Origin of the sequence: Nonomuraea sp. NPDC048882, assembly GCF_040649755.1 — a bacterium.
In the GTDB taxonomy this organism is placed as follows: Bacteria; Actinomycetota; Actinomycetes; order Streptosporangiales; family Streptosporangiaceae; genus Nonomuraea; species Nonomuraea maheshkhaliensis.
On sequence record NZ_JBEZGB010000022.1, the window covers coordinates 136,512 to 149,086 of the forward strand.

15 protein-coding genes are annotated in these 12,575 nt (G+C 71.4%); 10 read left to right on the forward strand and 5 right to left on the reverse strand.

Going from position 1 to position 12,575, the window contains the following annotated elements:
- Positions 1-4: 4 nt before the first annotated feature.
- The 8 genes from AB0C27_RS48295 to AB0C27_RS48330 are packed head-to-tail and all read left to right on the forward strand — an operon-like array spanning position 5 to position 6,926.
- Positions 5-511 carry a TetR/AcrR family transcriptional regulator gene (locus AB0C27_RS48295; RefSeq protein ID WP_357860294.1) on the forward strand — a complete coding sequence of 169 codons (507 nt, stop codon included), beginning with the start codon at positions 5-7 and terminating at the stop codon, positions 509-511.
- Entirely contained in the window at positions 504-1,226 is a 723-nt protein-coding gene (locus AB0C27_RS48300) for an ATP-binding cassette domain-containing protein (RefSeq protein WP_357860297.1), read from the forward strand. Before AB0C27_RS48295 ends, AB0C27_RS48300 begins: the two co-directional genes overlap by 8 nt.
- A complete protein-coding gene (locus AB0C27_RS48305) occupies positions 1,223-1,468 on the forward strand; it encodes a hypothetical protein (protein WP_357860300.1) in 246 nt (81 codons plus the stop codon). Before AB0C27_RS48300 ends, AB0C27_RS48305 begins: the two co-directional genes overlap by 4 nt.
- Complete coding sequence (locus tag AB0C27_RS48310) at positions 1,399-2,490, forward strand: hypothetical protein (RefSeq protein WP_357860303.1); 1,092 nt, start codon at positions 1,399-1,401, stop codon at positions 2,488-2,490. Before AB0C27_RS48305 ends, AB0C27_RS48310 begins: the two co-directional genes overlap by 70 nt.
- Positions 2,491-2,507: 17 nt before the next feature.
- On the forward strand, positions 2,508-2,843 hold the full coding sequence (locus tag AB0C27_RS48315; protein ID WP_357860305.1) for a MarR family transcriptional regulator: 336 nt from the start codon (positions 2,508-2,510) through the stop codon (positions 2,841-2,843).
- The gene (locus tag AB0C27_RS48320) at positions 2,830-5,277 is read left to right on the forward strand and encodes a PEP/pyruvate-binding domain-containing protein (RefSeq protein WP_357860308.1); all 2,448 of its coding nucleotides are present in this window, start codon (positions 2,830-2,832) and stop codon (positions 5,275-5,277) included. The genes AB0C27_RS48315 and AB0C27_RS48320 overlap by 14 nt, the downstream gene beginning before the upstream one ends.
- A 45-nt stretch (positions 5,278-5,322) precedes the next feature.
- The gene (locus AB0C27_RS48325; RefSeq protein ID WP_357860311.1) at positions 5,323-5,775 is read left to right on the forward strand and encodes a transcriptional regulator; all 453 of its coding nucleotides are present in this window, start codon (positions 5,323-5,325) and stop codon (positions 5,773-5,775) included.
- Complete coding sequence (locus tag AB0C27_RS48330) at positions 5,772-6,926, forward strand: FAD-dependent monooxygenase (RefSeq protein WP_357860314.1); 1,155 nt, start codon at positions 5,772-5,774, stop codon at positions 6,924-6,926. Before AB0C27_RS48325 ends, AB0C27_RS48330 begins: the two co-directional genes overlap by 4 nt.
- A gap of 29 nt (positions 6,927-6,955) precedes the next feature.
- Here the strand turns inward: AB0C27_RS48330 and AB0C27_RS48335 are convergent, their stop codons facing one another.
- A complete protein-coding gene (locus AB0C27_RS48335) occupies positions 6,956-7,570 on the reverse strand; it encodes a TetR/AcrR family transcriptional regulator (protein WP_357860317.1) in 615 nt (204 codons plus the stop codon).
- Between the two features lie 111 nt (positions 7,571-7,681).
- On the opposite strand from AB0C27_RS48335, the gene AB0C27_RS48340 reads away from it, so the two are divergent.
- Positions 7,682-8,875, forward strand: coding sequence for an FAD-dependent monooxygenase (locus tag AB0C27_RS48340; protein WP_357860320.1), 1,194 nt, complete (start codon positions 7,682-7,684; stop codon positions 8,873-8,875).
- A 173-nt stretch (positions 8,876-9,048) separates the two neighbouring features.
- Here the strand turns inward: AB0C27_RS48340 and AB0C27_RS48345 are convergent, their stop codons facing one another.
- A complete protein-coding gene (locus tag AB0C27_RS48345; protein WP_357860323.1) occupies positions 9,049-9,513 on the reverse strand; it encodes a MarR family transcriptional regulator in 465 nt (154 codons plus the stop codon).
- A gap of 51 nt (positions 9,514-9,564) precedes the next feature.
- On the opposite strand from AB0C27_RS48345, the gene AB0C27_RS48350 reads away from it, so the two are divergent.
- Positions 9,565-10,425 carry an SDR family NAD(P)-dependent oxidoreductase gene (locus AB0C27_RS48350; protein WP_357860326.1) on the forward strand — a complete coding sequence of 287 codons (861 nt, stop codon included), beginning with the start codon at positions 9,565-9,567 and terminating at the stop codon, positions 10,423-10,425.
- A 21-nt stretch (positions 10,426-10,446) separates the two neighbouring features.
- Here the strand turns inward: AB0C27_RS48350 and AB0C27_RS48355 are convergent, their stop codons facing one another.
- From AB0C27_RS48355 to AB0C27_RS48365, 3 genes are all read right to left on the reverse strand, one after another.
- The gene (locus AB0C27_RS48355) at positions 10,447-11,214 is read right to left on the reverse strand and encodes an ABC transporter permease (protein ID WP_357860329.1); all 768 of its coding nucleotides are present in this window, start codon (positions 11,212-11,214) and stop codon (positions 10,447-10,449) included.
- Positions 11,215-11,218: 4 nt separating this feature from the next.
- A complete protein-coding gene (locus tag AB0C27_RS48360) occupies positions 11,219-12,136 on the reverse strand; it encodes an ABC transporter ATP-binding protein (protein ID WP_357860331.1) in 918 nt (305 codons plus the stop codon).
- A 22-nt stretch (positions 12,137-12,158) separates the two neighbouring features.
- Positions 12,159-12,575 (reverse strand): SLC13 family permease (locus tag AB0C27_RS48365; RefSeq protein ID WP_357860334.1); only part of this gene is annotated, 417 nt, incomplete at its 5' end.

A 12,575-nucleotide genomic window follows, 5' to 3' on the forward strand; every position in this document is an offset into this window, starting at 1 on the left:
TGATATGGCTTCCAATATGGAAGCGCTGCGGGAGTCCTGCGACAAGCACGTACGCGACGTCGTCCTGGGCGCCGCCGGCGAGGTCCAGGACGGGGCCGACGTCAGCCCCGATTTCCTCAAGGGCATGTACGAGGCGAGTGAGCTCAGCGTCCGCTATCTCGCCCGGGCCCTGGTCGAGGGCTCGCCCGTGGCGGCCGAGCTGTTCGACGAAGGCGCCGAGACCGCGGAGCGGTTCTTCGCCGGCACCTGGCCGAACGAGTTCGCGCCCGGTGGGGCGAAGGTGCGCGAGCGCGCCGTCGCGATGGCGGCGATACACCTGGGCACGATCGTGCTGCACGAGCACATGTCCCGGCGGCTGGGCATCGACGTGCTGCAGCGCGCCAACACCGGTCTGCTGGGCACCGCCATGATCGACGTCTACGCCCACATGGGCCAGTGGATCGCGACCCAGCAAGGAGACCAGCTCCGCCAAGCCGTCACCGAGGTCAACGAGGAGCGCTCCGATGCCTGACGTGATCGAGATCAGCGGGCTGGTCAAGACCTTCGGCCGGGTACGCGCGCTCGACGGCCTGGACATGACCGTACGGGAAGGCGAGGTGCACGGGTTCCTCGGCCCCAACGGCGCGGGCAAGAGCACGACCCTGCGCGTCCTGCTCGGCCGGCTGCGCGGCGGCGCTGACGCGAAGCGGCGCGACGAGCTGATCGAGCGTTTCGCCCTGGATCCGCGCAAGAAGGCCCGGACCTACTCCAAGGGCAACCGGCAGAAGGTCGCGCTGAGCGCCGCGCTCGCCTCCGAGGTGGAGTTACTGCTCCTGGACGAGCCGACCTCGGGCCTCGACCCGCTGATGGAGGCGGTCTTCCGCGAGGTCATCAACGAGGAGCGGCGCGCCGGCCGTACGGTCCTGCTCTCCAGCCACATCCTTGCCGAGGTCGAGGCACTCTGCGACCGGGTCAGCATCATCCGTGACGGCCGGATCGTGGAGGCCGGCACGCTCGCGCAACTGCGCCATCTGACCCGCATCTCGGTCATGGCGGACCTGGCCAGAGTGCCGGACGGCGGCCTGCCTCACGTCCACGAGCTCAGCACGGAGGGCCACCGTGTGCGATTCCAGGCCGACCCCGAGCACATCGGCGACGTGCTGGCCCGGCTCGCCGAGTACGGCGTCCGCGACATCACCGCCCAGCCCCCCACGCTCGAAGAGCTGTTCATGAGGCACTATCGATGAACACGGCCACCCTGATCCGGCTGATCCTGCGCCGCGACCGCGTCTGGCAGCCGTTGTGGATCCTGTCGGTCACCTTGTTCGTGGCGACCACGGTGGCCACCATCCGGGAACTGCTCCCGGCCCCCGAAGCCCTCCGGCAGTACGTCGACGAGATCGCCGCCAACCGGCCGTCATGCTGCTGCAAGGGCCGGCGTGCGGCGACAGCGTGGGCGCGGCCGCCGTCGGACGGCACGCGCCGCTGACCGCCGCCCTCATCGTCGTACTGGGCGCGAACCTGGTGCTGGCCGCGACGATCACCGCCGTCGGGGTGAGCGCCGGGCTCCCCCTGGCAGGGTCTCTCGCCTGGGGTCTGATGGCCGCCTCAGCCGGCTGGCCGGGGGCCGCGCTGGCCGCGGTCGCCGTGCAGCTCACCCAACGGGCCCGCCCGGCCGGATTCCTGGCTTTCACGGTGTTCTTCGCCGCGTACCTGATTCGCGGCTTCAGTGACCTGGGCGGGCCGGGGCTGGAATGGCTGGGCTGGCTCGTACCGAATGGGTGGATTCTGCGCGCCCGGGCCTTCGGCGGCGAGCAGTGGTGGGTGTTCCCGATGGTCGCGATTTTCGTCGCGGGCCTGTTCTGGGCGGCCTACGCGCTGTCGGCCCGGCGGGACGTCGGCGCCGGGCTCGTGCCGTCGCGGCCGGGCCCCGCCCAGGCACCGCCCGGCCTGAACGGGCCGCTCGGACTGGCGTGGCGGACGCACCGGGGCATGGCGCTGGCGTGGGTCGCGGGCGCCGCCTTCATCGGCGTGGCACTCGGACTGGCCGGGAAGGACGCGCTCGAACAGTTCAGCCAGAGCGGCGGGCTGAGCTTCTGGGCCGAACGCACGGGAGCCGCCGACCCCGTGGACATCTTCTTCCGGCTCGTCGTGTACGAACTCGCGGTGTTCTCCGTCTCCCTGTACGCGATCATGACCGTGCTGCGCCTGCGCGGTGAGGAAGGCACCGAGCTCTTCCTGTCCGGCCCGGTCAGCCGGACCCGCTGGGCGCTCAGCCATCTCGCCTTCGCGGTGACGGTACCGGTCGTCGTCCTGGTGATCGCCCTGGAGATCAGCTGGGAGGTCGGGCTGGTGAGCGACTCGGTGTTCATGATCTTCCCGTTCGCGCACGTCCACTACTCCACGCTGGCCGACCCAGGGCCGGGGACGCTGCTCGGGCTCACGCTCGTGGCCGCCGGTTTCACGGCCGTCGGCCTGTACGGGCTCCGCCGCCGGGATCTGGCCATGTGACTCGGGACCGGGACGCGGTGCATCTATACAGGCCGCTGGACCGCGGGGGTGAGCCGACGATCAAGGAGCTCGCCGTCGTCGTCAAGCGGTCGGTGTCGCAGACCAGCCGGCTGGTGGATCAGCTGGTGCGCCGCGGCCTCGTCGAACGCTACGAGGACGCGGCCGACCGGCGGGTGCGGCGGGTGCGGGTCACCGGCCAGGGCGCTGCGGTGCTGCGGCGGATGGATCAGATGCGGGTCGAGACGCAGCTGAGGTTGTGGGACCACCTCGGACCGGATGAGCGGCCGGTCGTGCTCCAGGCCATGGAGCTGCTGGCCAAGGCCGCCGAAAGGATGCGGCATGACGATCGTTGACCTGGCCCGGGTGGATGCGGGCATGATCGAGCTGGTGGGCGGCAAGGCCGCCGGGCTCGGCGAGATGATCGGGGCGGGTGAGCGCGTTCCGGCCGGTTTCTGTCTGACCGTCGAGTCCTACACCTCCCGGCAACTGCCCGAGCGGGAATTGATCGACGCCTACGAGCGGCTCGGCGGCGGGCGGGTGGCCGTCCGTTCCAGCGCGACGGCCGAGGACCTGCCGGATGCCAGCTTCGCCGGCCAGCAGGACACGTACCTCAACGTGGAGGGCGCCGGCCCGCTCCTCGACGCGGTACGCCGGTGCTGGGATTCCCTGTACACCGAGCGTGCCGTGGCTTATCGCGCCAAGGCGGGCATCACCGACGCCGCCATGGCGGTGGTGGTCCAGCGCATGGTCGACCCCGTGGCCGCGGGCGTCCTGTTCACCGCGAATCCGATCACCGGCTGCCGCACGGAGATGGTCGTCGACGCCGCTCCCGGCTTGGGCACCGCCGTCGTCGACGGGACTGTCATCCCGGACCACCATGTGCTCGGCCGCCACGAGCCCGTACGGAACCGCGATGGCTGCCTCACCCACGAGCAACTGGAGGAACTGCGGCGAGCCGGGCTGCGGCTGCAGGATCACTTCGGCTCGCCGCAGGACATCGAGTGGGCCATCGACGCGGACGGCACGCTGTGGCTGCTGCAGTCGCGGCCGGTCACGACCCTGTTCCCGGCCCCGCCGGACACCGGTGACATGCGCCTCTACCTGGAGTTCGGCCACATCCAGGGAATGCTCCGGCCGGCCACGCCGATGGGGGTGTCGTTACTGAAGGTGGGGTCGGGGACGTGGTTCGCGGCCGCCGGCGCACGCGTCGACCCGCGCGATCCGTTGCCCCGGCTGATACCCATCGGCGGGCGGCTCTACTTCGACCTGACCGATTTCGTGCGCAACAAGGCCATGCGCGGGCGGCTGGGAACGTCACTGGAGGTGTACGGGCCGCGGGTGCAGAGCGCCGTCGAGCGGGTGCTGGACGATCCACGGTTCGCGCCGCGGCCCGGCCTGCCGTTCCGACTGGGCACCGCGGCGAGGATGGCGGCTCGATTGGCGCCCGGGGCGATCGCCGGCCTCGTGGGCAGCCTGGCACGACCGGATCTCGCCCGGGCCAGGGCCTATCGCGCCGTGCACGAGATCAGGCGCCGGACCATACCCCCGGCCGAGCAGGCGACGGCGGCGGAGCGGCTTCGCTGGGTGATCGAGGACTCCCATCGGATGGCCACGGGCCCCGCCATGACGACCCTGATGGGGCCGCTGATGGCCGGGATACTCGCCGGCATCGTGCCGTCCGGGCTGCTGGAGGGCGTCGCCACGCCGGAGGAGCTGGACATCGTCCTGGGCGGGATGCCGTACAACGTGACCACGGAGATGGACCTCGCGCTCTGGCAGGTCGCGGAGCGGGCGCGCGTACACCGTGAGCTGTTCCTCGACACCCCGCCGCAGGAACTGGCGGAGCGCTATCGCGCGGGCAAGCTGCCGGACATCGGGATGTCCGGCTTCCTCGACCGGTACGGCATGCGCGCCGCCGCCGAGATCGACGCCGGCATGCCACGCTGGGAAGAGGACCCGGCTCCTCTGTTCGCCACGATCGCCAACTACCTGCGCGTGGACGACCCCGAGCAGGCGCCTGACCGGCGGTTCGCGCAGGCCGCGGAGAGGGCGGAGAAGATGATCGCGACGCTGGCCCGGCGGGCACGACGGGTCAGGCCAGTACGCGGCCGGATGGCGACCTTCCTGATGCGGCGATCCCGCAAACTCACCGGCCTGCGGGAGATCGCGAAGTTCGCCTGGCTGACCGCGATCCAGGTAGCGCGTCGGCAGCTCCTGCTGATCGGAGACGACCTGGTCGCGCGCGGGCTGCTGGAGCGGGCGGACGACATCATGTTCCTCGACCTCTTCGAGGCCGGGGACGCCGTGCACGGCGGAGCTGACCATCGGGAGCTGATCGCGACGCGCCGCGCCGAGTACGAGCGGGAGCTGCGACGGCCCAGCGTCCCGGGCGCCTTGCTGTCGGACGGGACCGACCTGGAGGCGCTCGCCCCCCAGGGAGCCGTGCGGGACGGGGTGCTGGTCGGAATGGCAGGAGCCGCCGGACGGGCCACCGGCAGGGCGCGGGTGATCCGCGACCCGGCCGATGCGCACATCGAACCGGGCGAGATCCTCGTGGCACCGACGACGGATCCCGGCTGGACCCCGCTGTTCATGACAACGGCAGGTCTGGTCACGGAGACCGGGTCGCCGATGGCGCACGGCCCCACCGTCGCCCGCGAGTATGGCATCCCGGCCGTCATCTGTGTCCGCGACGCCACCCACGAGATCAAGACCGGCCAACTGATCACAATCGACGGCGCGGCGGGGACCGTCACCATCGACGACCCAGCCGGCGTTGCTATCTGAAGCAGTTATTTTAGTTTGTACTGAAATAACTGTAATATGAGTCGCGTGGACGACCGAGAAGCGTCGCTGGAGTGGGTAGAACGCGTGGCCATGTATCTGGCCCGCGACGGGGTGCCGCCGATCGCCGGGCGGGTACTGGGCTGGCTGATGGTATGCGATCCCCCTGAGCAGTCGGCCGGGCAGATCAGCGCGGCCATTGGCGCCAGCCGCGCCTCGCTCACCTCGAACCTGCGGTTGCTGACCGGCATGGGTTTCCTCACCTGGCGCACCCGGCCGGGCGAGCGGACCGTCTACTACCGGATGGCCGACGACGCGTGGGCGGTCGTGGTGCGGCAGCAGGTCGCCGGGATCGCGTCGTTCCTGGCCATCACCCGTGACGGTCTCGACCTGGTCGGCCCGGACGACGATCGCTCAGCGCGGATCCGGCAGGCACAGGCGACCTTCGCGTGGATGGCCAAGGTCTTCGACGACGCGCCGCCGCTGGAGGACGGCTCATGAACGGGCAGGCGATCATCGTCGGCGGTGGCATCGGCGGGCTGGGCGCCGCCGTGGCGCTGCGCCGGATCGGCTGGCGGGCGGTGGTGCTGGAACGGGCTGACGACCTGGGCGAGATCGGCGCCGGCATGTCCCAGGCGCCGAACGCGATGCGCTGCCTGGACGCGCTCGGCGTCGGCGAGCAGGCCCGCGCGATCGGGTTGCCCACCTATTCGGCCGGCAACCTGCGCCTGCCCGATGGCCGTCACCTGCAACGGGCCCACCCCGGCGATCCGACGCCGCTGCTCGCCTTCCACCGCGCTGACCTGCACCGGCTGCTGTTGGAGGCGGTGCCCGCCGGATGGGTGCGCACCGGTGCGGAGGTCACCGGCCTCCGCCAGGACCGAGACCAGGTAACGGTCACCTGGAAAGACGGCGAGGCCACCGCTGACGTGGTGATCGGCGCCGACGGCATCCGCAGCGCCGTACGCCGTTCGCTGTGGCCGGACACGCCCCCGCCTCGCTATCTCGGCCGTACCGCCTGGCTGGGCATCGCTCCCGCCGGAGCGCTGCCGGGCAGCGTCACCATGGGCTCCGGCGCCTACTTCCTCATCCACCCGCTGAGCCGTGACCGGGCTTACTGGGCCTACGTCACCACCTGCGCCCGGCCCGGCGTCCGTCACGCAGACGAGAAGGCTACGGTCCTGCAGCAGGTACGGGACTGGCACGAACCGATCCCGGCCCTGATCGCCGCCACCCCGGACGACGCCGTGATCCGCATCGACATCCACGACCTCGACCCCCTGCCGTCCTACGTCGACGGGCGGGTGGCGTTGCTCGGCGACGCGGCGCACGCCATGAGCCCCGACCGGGGCCAGGGCGCCGGGCAGTCCCTGGAGGACGCCGTCGTACTCGCCGCCGCCCTGGCCACCGAGCCGTCGATCGGGACCGCGCTGCGCCGCTACGACGCCGAACGCCGCCCCCGCACCCAGGCCACCGCCCGAGGCGCCCGCGCCGACGGCCGCCGCACCACCTCCCCGGCCGCCCACCGATGGCTGACGACCATGGTGCGGCTGGTGCCGCCCGCGCTGTGGCGCAAGGGCCTGACGCCCGACGGCAACGCCACCTGGCGCTGGCAACCACCCCACCTGCCCACCCCGGACACCGGTAGATAACCCCGCGCCGCATCGGCATTCGCAGGCGCTTATCGGCGGCAGGCCGCCAGGGCGACGAGGATGACCTCGACCAGCCGGTCGTGGGCGTACGGGTCGGCGAAGTCACCTTCGGCCATGAGGGTTTGCGGGCGCGCGTACGTGAGTCCGACCAGGCAGTCGAGGGCCAGGTCGGTGTCCAGGTCGGCGGGCAGTTCGCCACGCTGGACGGCGCGGTGCAGCATGGCGGCGCCGGCGGCGCGGCGGGGCTCGCGGAGGGCGGCGTAGAAGGTCTGGGCGAGCTGCGGGTTGCGGATGGCTTCGGCGCCGAGGTCGGCGATGATGCGGGTGGCGCGCAGGTCGCTCCTGAGCGCGGCGGCGTCGCGAACGTAGGCGCTGACGTCGTCGCGCAGGTTGCCGGTGTCGGGGACGGGGACGGCGTGCCAAGCCAGGTTGCCGACGATCTGCTGAACCATGACCTCCTTGGACGCCCAGCGCCGGTAGAGGGCGGCCTTGCCGACGCCGGCTCGCCGGGCGACGGCTTCCATGGACATCCGGGCGTAGCCGGTGTCGGCGAGCTCGTCGAGGACTGCCGAGGTGATCACGTCGGTGACGTGTTCGCGCAGGAGCGCCGCTCCTGCCACTCGACGTCCGTGGGTCGCGGCCATGGCAACACCTTACTACGGAACGGAACGGTTACGTTCCGACGGTTCGCCCGCTTAGGCTCCACGGTGAGACGGAACGGGTCCGTTCCGTCGTTTGAAGACCGGGAGCGCATCATGGATGACACCGAGGTGCTGGTGGTCGGCGCGGGGCCGGCCGGTCTGGCGCTGGCCTGCGCGTTGCGCCTGCACGGCATCGCCGTCCAGGTGGTGGATTCGGCGTCCGGACCCGCGTCCACGTCGCGGGCGAACATCCTGCACGCGCGGGGCGTCGAGGTGCTCGACCGGCTCGGTGCGCTCGGCGACCTGCCGGAACGCGCGCTCTCGGCGATCACCATCACGCAGCATCTGGACGGGCGCCCGGCGATCACCATTCGCTTCGGTGACGTGGGCCTGGGCGACGCGCGGCCGGCTCTGTACATCTCGCAGGCGGACATCGAGGCGGAGCTGCGGCGTCGGCTGGCCGAGCTGGGGGTCGACGTCCGCTGGGACACCCCGCTGGCCGACCTCGTCCAGGACGCCGACGGGGTCACCGCCCTGCTCGGCGACGAGCGGGTCCCGCTGCGCTGCCGATGGCTGGCAGGCTGCGACGGCTCGCACAGCACGGTGCGCAAGCTGGCCGGGATCGGCTTTCCCGGGGTCCGGCTCACCGAGGGATTCCTGCTGGCAGACGTGCACGCCGACTGGCCGGTGGACCGGGCCGGCGGCCACGGCTGGCCACACAGGGACGGCCCGTTCTTCGCCCTGCCGATGCGAGAGGAGGGCGGTGCGGACGATCTGTGGCGGTTGATGGCCTACGACCCCGCCGGTGCGGACGGCGTACAGGGGGATGAGGAGATCGTCGAACGCTTCCGCCGGCTCGTGCCCGAGCGGACCGGACGCGCCGACATCCGCATCAAGGACGCGGTGTGGACGTCGGCCTTCCGCATCCACCGCAGGCTGGCCGACACCTACCGCCGGGGCCGGATCTTCCTGGCGGGCGACGCCGCCCACATCCACAGCCCGCTCGGCGGCCAGGGCATGGTCACCGGGATGGGCGACGCGGAGAACCTCCGCAACCGCGTGCTCGTTCCGGTCGCCAACCTGCCGGCCGTGCAGCGCCGGGCCGGGCAACTGGCCTCCCAGCTGTGGGCGACGTACCGGCGCGGTCCTCTGGGCGGCGGGGGCGTGGCCCGGCGACGGCCACGGCCCGGCGACCGGGTGGCGGACCTGATCTGCCTCCGCCCGACGGCAGCGCCACCCGCCTGCACGCCGAACTGGGCCGCCGCTGGGCGCTGCTCTCTCCGGGCGGGGACACGTTCGCGTGCCTGAAAGAGGCGCGCGAACGGCTGGGTGACACCGTCACGGCGCTGACCCGCGACTCCGGCACGCAACAGGACGTCTGGCTGATTCGCCCGGACGCCCACCTGGCCTGGCGCGGCCGGCCCCCTGCGGCACGCCTGGGCCCATGGCTGGACCAGGTCCTGCGACAGGAGCAGGCCCGGTCATGAACCTTGAGCTCCGGGGCGCTGTCGATCCCATTCGTCGAGGAGTTTGGGAAACTCGCGGCCCATGAAGCCGTACATGTCACGCATCAGCTCAAGCCTGGCCCGGCTCTTGGGACTGTCGCCGACCACGGCCAGACCCTGCTCCGCGAGCTGCGCGAATGCGGAGAACTCAGCCATCTTCGCCCGGAAAGCACGTCCGAACACGTCCTCGGTCAGCCGATAGTGATCGCGCCGCCCCCGGGGTGGGCGGAAGCGCTCGACGAGCCCACCCCGTTCGAGCTGCCCCAGAGCCACGCTCATGCTGCTTTTGGCCACGCCGAGCCGCTCACACAGCCCCGGCGCGTCGCCGGAGTCGTCCGGGTCGACCAGCAGCACGCCGACGACCCGCCCTGCCGTACGACTGAGCCCCAGCCGCTCGAAGTACAGCCCCGCGCTCTCCACGAACTCCTCAACACCCGCCACCCCACAGATTCTAGTCTGTTCGGATCGTTCCGAACAGACTAGAATCCCCGCATGCTGTCCATCGCCATCACCGGCGCCAACTCAGGGATCGGCCTACGCGCCGCCCAATCTCTCGCCGCCGCAGGCCACCACGTGCTGGCGCTGTGCCGAGACCCCGATCGAGGCCGCGCTGCCCTGGCCGACATCAACGCCCACGCCGCGCACCCGGCCACCCTGATCCACGCCGACCTGTCGATACCCGGCTCCATCAAGGCCGCCGCCGACCAGCTCACGCACACTGTCGGCCACCTCGACGTGCTCATCAACAACGCCGCCGTCTTCGACCAGACGATCCAAGAGCCCCGCTTCACGGCAGACGGCCATGAACTGTTCTGGGCCACCAACCACCTGGGCCCCTTCCTGCTCACCGCACACCTCAGCCCCCTGCTCGCCGCCGCGGACCGGCCCCGCGTGATCAACGTCGCCAGCAAGGGACTGCTCTCGATGCCCCGCATCCGGATCCGCTTCGACCAACTCGACGACCCGAGCTGGTACAGCCCCACCCGCGCCTACTACCACGCCAAACTCGCCCAGATCATGACCACCCTCTCCCTGACCGAGAAGGCCGGAGGACGCCTGGAGACCACCTGCGTCCGCGTCCCCGCCGTACGCCTCGACCCCGATCGGGTGGCCGCCATGCCACGGTTGCTGCGCACCCTGTACGCGCCCAAGAACCGCATGGCCGTCCCCGCCGAACGCCTCGGCGAGACCTACGCCCGCCTCGCCACCTGGGGCGGAAGCCTGCCTGGGCCGTACGTGGACGAAAACCTCCGCCCCGTCCGCGCCCCAGCCTCCGCCTACGACAGGGCCGCCCGCGAACGGCTGTGGTCGCTCTCCCGGACCGCCACCGGCGATCCCGCCTGGGCCTGGTGACCACGGAGGCGATTCACATGCTCAGCGATCGTGGTCGGCGCGCCGCCACCAGGCCACGGTCGCCGCGACCCCGGCCACACCTAAGGCAAGGACCAGCAGGTGGCCCAGTGGTCCGGGCGCATCCTGGGCAGGGCCGGCGATCCCGGCATACAGGCCCGGCACCGAGTACGGGAAATAGGCGCCGTAGCCGAGCGCGGCGATGATCTGGGCGCTGAACACGGCGGCGAACATGGCCCCCACGGCAGACAGGTAACCGCGCCCCGCGCTGGCCGCCAGAGCGAACGGCGCGGTCAGCACGTACGTCAGCAGTCCAGTGATCACGATTCGCGCGGCCCCGGCGGCGAGGACGGCGATCGAGCCGCCGGGTAAGTCGAGCAGCATTCCGGCGAGCAAGCCGAGCGCGACCGTCCACAGCGCCAGCAACAGCGACCAGCCGGCTGCGACGACGAACTTGGCCGCCACGATGGCGCCGCGTGAAGTGGGCAGGGCCAGCAGATCCTTGGCAGTGCGGTCGCTGAACTCGCGTCCGAACAGCCAGATGACGAGCGTGCCGAAAATGACCAAACCGCCCACGCCGGTGGCCTGAGCGAGCAGCGCCAGGTAGCCGGGCCAGTCGGCAGTGGCGGCACTGAGCTGCGCCTTGTCACCGAGCAGGCCGAGCGCGCGAGCCCTGCCGGTGTCCTGAAGGATGAACATGAACAACCCGCACACGGCCGCGACCACGGCGAAGGTCGCCGTCGTGATCCACGGAAGCCGGCTGCGCCGCAGCTTGAGCAGCTCGGCGAGCAACGCCTTACGCATCGGCCTCTCCCACCAGGCGCAGGAAGAAATCCTCCAGATCCTCTTGCTCGACCACCAACCGGGTGGGCGGGCAGCCGGCTTCCACCAGGGCGGTGGCGATCTCCTCCGGATGCTCCAGCGCCCGCTGACCGGTGAGCACCAGACCGGCGCCGACGCCCGGTTCCGAGGTGAACCCGTAACCGGCCAGCGCGTGAGCGGCGCGAGTGTCGTCCCGGGTGGCCAGGACGAGCCTGCGACGCACCTGACCGCCCAGTTGGCGCGGGTTGATCTCCTGGAGCAGCCGGCCTTGGTGGATGACGGCGATGCGGGTGGCCAGCCGGGTCACCTCGGCCAGCAGGTGGCTGGAGAGCAGCACGGTGGTGCCGTGCTCGCGAGCCAGTTCGCTCAGCAGGGTCCGGATCTCCACCACGCCGGCCGGGTCGAGCCCGTTGCTGGGCTCGTCGAGGATGAGCAGGTCAGGGCTGTGGATGAGCGCCTTGGCCAGGGCCAGGCGCTGGGCGTTGCCCATGGACAGGGTGCGGGCTCTGCGTCCAGCGTAAGGAGTGAGGGCTAACCGGTCGATGACGTCGTCGACGCGTCCGGCCGGCCGGGGCAGGCGGCGCAGCCGGGCGACGAGGCGCAGGTTCTCCCGTACGGTCAGCTCGGGATAGGCGGCCGGCGTGTCGATGAGATACCCGGTCCGCGCCCACGCCCCGCGATCACCGGCGCTGACCTCGGCGCCCAGCACCCGCGCGGTGCCGGACGTGGGGGCGATCATGCCGAGCAGCATGCGGATCAGCGTGGTCTTGCCCGCGCCGTTCAGGCCGACCAGGGCATGGACGTCACCGGGAGCAACCCGCAGGCAGACGCCGTCGGCCGCGACCACCTCCCGATAGCGCTTGGTCAGATCCACCGTCTCGATCACCGGCATCCGCCCACCGCCCTTCCTCGTGTCACAGGTAGCGCAGCCACAGGTACGGGGCGACGAGCGTGACGGTGACCGCGGTGACGATCAGGCCGTACTTGGTGAACTGCCAGAAGCTGATCGGGGTGCCGTTGCGGGCGGCGATGCCCAGGATGACGACGTTGGCGGCGGCGCCGACGGCGGTGGCGTTGCCGCCCAGGTCGGCGCCGAAGGCCAAGGCCCACCACAGCACCTGCCCGTCACCGCCGGCGGCCTGCACGAGTTGCTCGACGATCGGGCTCATCGTGGCCACGTAGGGGATGTTGTCCACGATGGCCGACAGCACGGCCGAGGCGCCCAGCAGCCCCATCGTGGTCAGCTCCGGCCGCCCGTCGGTGGCCGCGACGGCGGCCTGGGACAGCTGGCCGATGACGCCGGTCTCGACCAGCGCGCCGACCATGACGAA

Excerpts from the sequence above, each read along its gene's own strand:
- AB0C27_RS48295 (WP_357860294.1), top strand. The coding sequence starts at position 5 with ATGGCTTCCAATATGGAAGCGCTGCGGGAGTCCTGCGACAAGCACGTA.
- AB0C27_RS48300 (WP_357860297.1), top strand. The coding sequence starts at position 504 with ATGCCTGACGTGATCGAGATCAGCGGGCTGGTCAAGACCTTCGGCCGG.
- AB0C27_RS48305 (WP_357860300.1), top strand. The coding sequence starts at position 1,223 with ATGAACACGGCCACCCTGATCCGGCTGATCCTGCGCCGCGACCGCGTC.
- AB0C27_RS48310 (WP_357860303.1), top strand. The coding sequence starts at position 1,399 with ATGCTGCTGCAAGGGCCGGCGTGCGGCGACAGCGTGGGCGCGGCCGCC.
- AB0C27_RS48320 (WP_357860308.1), top strand. The coding sequence starts at position 2,830 with ATGACGATCGTTGACCTGGCCCGGGTGGATGCGGGCATGATCGAGCTG.
- AB0C27_RS48330 (WP_357860314.1), top strand. The coding sequence starts at position 5,772 with ATGAACGGGCAGGCGATCATCGTCGGCGGTGGCATCGGCGGGCTGGGC.
- AB0C27_RS48335 (WP_357860317.1), bottom strand. The coding sequence starts at position 7,570 with ATGGCCGCGACCCACGGACGTCGAGTGGCAGGAGCGGCGCTCCTGCGC.
- AB0C27_RS48340 (WP_357860320.1), top strand. The coding sequence starts at position 7,682 with ATGGATGACACCGAGGTGCTGGTGGTCGGCGCGGGGCCGGCCGGTCTG.
- AB0C27_RS48350 (WP_357860326.1), top strand. The coding sequence starts at position 9,565 with ATGCTGTCCATCGCCATCACCGGCGCCAACTCAGGGATCGGCCTACGC.
- AB0C27_RS48360 (WP_357860331.1), bottom strand. The coding sequence starts at position 12,136 with ATGCCGGTGATCGAGACGGTGGATCTGACCAAGCGCTATCGGGAGGTG.